Here is a 5,761-nt window from a genome sequence, read left to right as displayed (position 1 = left end):
TGATTCACCTACTGAAGCTCCCAAGGACGCAGAAAGAACACCTTCCGCAGTTAATTCAACTTCTCCAGTCGATACAGGTGAATCTGGACAGGAAGAGGAAAAGGAAATATCTCCATCTAATCCCGCCGAAGATGGAGATGAAGATAAAGATAAAGATGAAGATGAAGATGAAGGTTCAATCGAAGGTGAAGAGGGAGGAGAAAGTGAACCATCCTCTGCCCCCATAAACTCATAAACAGTATCAGTTGCGACCAACTCTTTAGCTAATGGTGACAAAGGTGGGGAAATATCAGAGGCTACTACCAGATCAGATGCAGGTGCAGGCAAAGGCGAAAAAGAAGATGAAGGTTCAACAGATAACTCATCTTCAACTACCAAATGGGGGGGGATATCAGAGGCTACTACCAGATCAGATGCAGGTGCAGGCAAAGGTGAAAAAGAAGATGAAGGTTCAACAGATAATTCATCTACAACTAACAAATCAGAATCAGCACCTTCCGCGATCGAGACTAAAACATCCCCACTAATGATCAAAAAAGAATCGCCAGAGAAAGTTGGCATAGTAACAGACTCAATAACAGAAGGAGATTCAACATCAGGTAATACTGCAGAAATAGAGATAGTATCAGTCACAGATAAACTACTAGATTGCACAGATAAACTACTAGATTGATCAGAAACAGTTGGCATAGCAATAGACTCAGTAACAAGAGTCAAAGAAGATTCAGGTTGAATCTGGAGCTGGAAAGTTAATTCAGGCTGGGACTGAAGTTGTGAAAGAGAGGCAACCGAAGAATGAGTAAGATTAGTAGTATCAATCACTGACCCCTTATCCTTCGCGCGCTTACCACTACTCTCTGATGTACCACCCTCACTTACCACACGTCCTTTCGCACGTCTTTTCGCATGTCTTTCCGCACGTTTTTTCGCACGTACTTGAACATTTTTGTTATTATGTACTTGATAAATTGAAAATGCTACTATAGGGATACCAGCAATATCGAGAACTCTAATAAAATCCTCACAACTAACATCACTCAATGATCCATCTTCTAGTTCGGCAAAAACTGCATCAGTTGTTTTATTCCATAACGAATCAAACATACACTCCATCGTCTTATGAACGACGCAATCTAGTTCCGACAAAAAGCCTAGTAACTCACTTCCACTCAATGGCACTAACCTACAATCAGAGGAACCTGATAACACTCGAACACCATCAAGAGAACGTATAAAGCTGGGGCGATACCTATAATGATATATACAAGTGGACCTATGAATAAATCTATATAAATGCTGTTCCCTATAGGTTTTGCACCATATAGCTTTCCCAACCACCGAAAGTCCACTATCCAAAGACTCTAAGATGTAATCTCGCATCGAACATGAGAAGGACATTCTGAAAGATTTATTAATGTCATGTAGGAGCTGAAGAACTAATTTAGCACCATCAGGATGTAACTTAACACCCAGCAAATCAACACATCTATTAGAAGAAAATCCATCATCAGAATCTACAATAGAAGAAGGTAGGATTAATTCAGGAGATGTACCAGGAGCCTCCATTAATGGCAAAGAAGACCCTAATTGTGACTTAGATTGAGAGTAGGCACGAGGTGACAACCCAAGGTTAGACTGAAGTGATAATGATTGAGAACTGGAAGGCAGAGAATGCGTAAGTCCTGTAACACCAGTTTCTGGTGTCGCACAGTCATCAATGCCTTTATTTCTTTCACGTTCTGCGCTGGCTGCTATCATTGCCGACAGTACAAACGGAGGAATGACACTAATTTCTGATGTCGTACACTTATTAATGCCTTTATTTCTTTCACGTACTGCGTCGGTTGCTATCAATGCCGATGATGCTAATTGAGGAATGCCGGCAGTGTCTAGAACATCGATAAGATCTTTGCAACTAACAACATTCAAGCCCCCCTCTTCTAGAGAAAAAGAAACCTCACCCCAACAAGAGTTAAAAATAGATTTCACCTTGCTACTAATAGCACCATCTAGTACAGATAAAAAATCTAACAACTTATCTCCAGCTAATGGCGCTGTACTATAGTCAGTAGAATCAGACAATACTCGAATGCTAGGAAGAGAGCGTATAAAACTAGGGCGGTGCTTATAATGATATTTACCAAGGCACTTGAATAAAAAACTATCTTCACACATCGCCTTATAGGTCAAGTACCAAATGGCCTGTCCAGTTACAGTAAGTTTGCCACTCACATCTGATGGTAGTTGCTTGGCTACCATACTCTTGTAAGTACGTCTAGCAAACACATCCATCTTAAAAAAAACACCTTCAATCACTCGAACAACCTTAGGAGGTAGTATAACACCCAGTGAATTCAAAACATCCGAATCAATATAAGTGCCACACTTCAGGGAAAGAACTTTGCCTTTACTTTTACTAATAGTATGCAACACCCCCTTGCCTGTAGTAATAGTAACAGCAGTTGAAGCAATTTTACTAACAGGCAGAGAAGATCTTGTATCTTCAGGTGGTGTTACAACTGTAGAGACAGCACTAGTTGCAGACACGCTACCAGGTTGATCTCTATAAAAAAGCGATTTAACAAATTTAGAGGAAGATTGGTCACACACCCCCTCTGGCAGTGACAAAGATCTTGACTTTGTACCATCAACCGCACATTCACTACCACTTCCCAACCTCTTCCCTTTACTTACCACAGGTCTTATGTATCCGTATCTTTGAGAAGTTGAAAATGCTACTACAGGAACACCAACAACATCTAAAACATTAATAAAATCTCCACAACTAACATCGCCCAATAATCCATCTTCTAGTTCAGAAAAAACTTTATCAGCTACTTCATTCCATTTCAGGTCAAATATAGACTCTACTTCCTTACGAATAGCACAATCTAGCCTCGATAAAAAATCTAGCAACTCAACTCCACTCAACGGCACTAGTCTACTATCAGAGGAACTTGACAATACTCTAATACTATCAAGAGCACGTATAAGATTAGGATGATGCTTATAATGATACATACAGATAAACCTACTCATAAATTTAGATAGATGCAGTTCCTTATAGGTTTTGAACCAAATAGCTTTCCCAATCACCGGAAGTTTACTATTAAGTATCGTTAAAATGTAACTAAATATCGATTGTGAGAAAGACCGTTTGACAAACTGAAGAGATTTATTAAAAATATTATTAATTAATTTAGCACTATCAGGATTTAACTTAATGCCCGGCAAATAAGCACTCTGAACAGATAGTGAAACACAAGCAGATGGTGGGGAAATTGTAGAATAAGTTATAAAACCAGTCTCAGAAGAAGGTGGTGGCATCCAAACAGGAGCACGAACAATAACTCTCTCAGCACAAGTAGGAACGGAAACACTACCTCCACCCTTGTGTCTTTTTGCTGCTACCGTATCAGAAGAAGATTCACCACCAGGATCTCCAACAGAAGAAAACTTAATAGATTCTGATGCTGTACATTCACCAGTGCCTTTATTTATTTCACATCCTGCACTGGCTGCTATCATTGCAGATAATGCAAATGGAGGAATACCAGCAACGTCTAGGACATCGGTAAAATCCTTACAACTAACGGCATTCAACGACTCTTCTTCAAGATTAACAGAAACTTCACTCCAACAAGAGTTAAAAACAGACTTCACCCTACTATGGATAGCACAATCCAATCTCGATAAAAAATCTGATAACCTATCTCCAGTTAATGGAACTAAACTACGGTCAGAAGAACTAGAAAATACTTGAATGCTAGGAAGAGCACGTATAAAAACAGGGCGGTGCTTATGGTGGTACTCACCAATACATCTGGACACAAAATTATTTTCACACATTACCTTATAGGTAAAGTACCAAACAGCCCGCCCAGTCATAGTAAGTTTCTCACCAACACTCGATGGGAGCTGCCTGGCTACCATACGATTATAAGCAAGCCTGGCGAACACATCAGCTTTAAGAAAGATACCTTCGACTACTCGAGCGCTATCAGAAGATAATACAACTCCCAACGAACCTAAAACATCCAAATCAGTGGCTGATTTTTGAGCTTTACCCTTACCCTTGGTACTCACCTCCTTACCTACAGCAGCAGATAAAGTAGTAACCTCAACTTGCCGCAAATCACCACCCTGTACAATTCCTCCATTGGTGCCAACACCATCCCCACTATCTGGGGAACTAACAAAAGCAGCGCCACCACTGGTTACAGATGATACAGGATACATAACAAGCTCTCTTTATATTTATTATTTGTCATCTATATTATTTTTAGTATCGAATCACACACTAACACTACAGAAAGAAGAGAAGTAAGTACAGTCCAACAACCAAATGCACCCAGCCCTCAATCAACGCACACTAATTACCACATACACAGTCAAAATCAAAATACCCCCCGTCCGCAATGCGCGCTTGCATATAGCTTAAAAACAAACATTAACACACAGACACGGCGTAGCCATTATTTAACTGAAAATATAACAAACATTCTACATTAAAAATAGCAAAACAAATTTAAGCAATACAAATAAGTATAAAAAGAATAACACACGGCAGTTAAGCATCAACTAACATGATACAAATACGGCACTCACACGCACTACAACTTACGTAGAACAATCCACTGCACACACCCCCGCTAGCATGAGTGTCTTAAAACATTGCCTACAAACTCAAAACCTAAATTCTATCAATTCAATAAAAAACAAAAAAAGACAAATATCAACCCACGTTACGTATCATACAGTACCATTATATTTGGCGCAAAAACCACACAAACTTAACAAAAATTTAACAATCGTGCATCACATGCAACGCAAGCGCTTAATGTATCTCCTGGTATACAATTCTGTTATGAATTATTACTTCATTAAATTAGGATAAATTACGTAAATAAAAAAATTCACAAATGAAAAATCATGCGCTTAGTAAATGACGTGAAATTTATTTTTAATTTCACAAATCTTATTAACTACTGGTAAACCAATGTTAAACACACCATCAACCACTAGCTCCCAAAAAAACAAGCTACTCCTATTCAACCATGGGCCATATAAAAAAACCAACCGAACCAAACATAACAAAAAATAAACCCCCGCTCACAGCAAACTCATAAAATTATGCGATGCTAATAATAAGAAAGTAAGACCAATTCTTAGCAATTAACTATTCCTTTTCCTTCTACGTCCTCTCAATCTCTGAGCACCACCGCGATGTGAAGAAGATAAGCCTCCTCTACCACCTCTAGACCTACTAGATTCATCAGCAGGTAGTGGTGAAGGTGGCAGGCCTCGATTCAACAATGCTGCCAATCTCGCTCCCACATCCTCCTCAGCAGTAGTATCGGTAACAACAGCCACTAGAGGAACATTACTAATATCCACGGGTGTAGAAGAGGAAGGTCCAGCAGAGATAACACTACTCATTGGTACCTCAAAAGGCTCATTAACTGATTGCATAATAAATGCTTTCTTAGGTCCATAATGGTACCTAGAAGAACTACTACTAGCTGCCATGAAAGATTTACTGACAGAAGCAGAAACAGAAGAAGATACAGGAATTGGGGCTACTGGCTGCTCAGATGAGGACACAGGAGTTGATTCACCTACTGAAGCTCCCAAGGACGCAGAAAGAACACCTTCCGCAGTTAATTCAACTTCTCCAGTCGATACAGGTGAATCTGGACAGGAAGAGGAAAAGGAAATATCTCCATCCAATCCCGCCGAAGATGGAGATGAAGATAAAGAT

Annotated in this window: 2 protein-coding genes; both read right to left on the bottom strand. The window is 39.6% G+C overall.

Annotated elements, in window-relative coordinates:
- Nucleotides 1-4,239 (bottom strand): hypothetical protein (locus A6733_RS07150; protein WP_141663479.1); only part of this gene is annotated, 4,239 nt, incomplete at its 3' end.
- Nucleotides 4,240-5,175: 936 nt separating this feature from the next.
- Nucleotides 5,176-5,761, bottom strand: a 586-nt coding sequence (locus A6733_RS09045) for a hypothetical protein (protein ID WP_176696787.1), incomplete at its 5' end; no start/stop codon positions are given.

Source organism: Candidatus Ichthyocystis sparus, assembly GCF_900078745.1.
Taxonomy (GTDB): Bacteria; Pseudomonadota; Gammaproteobacteria; order Burkholderiales; family 2013Ark19i; genus Ichthyocystis; species Ichthyocystis sparus.
This window is presented reverse-complemented; position numbering and strand designations above follow the sequence as displayed.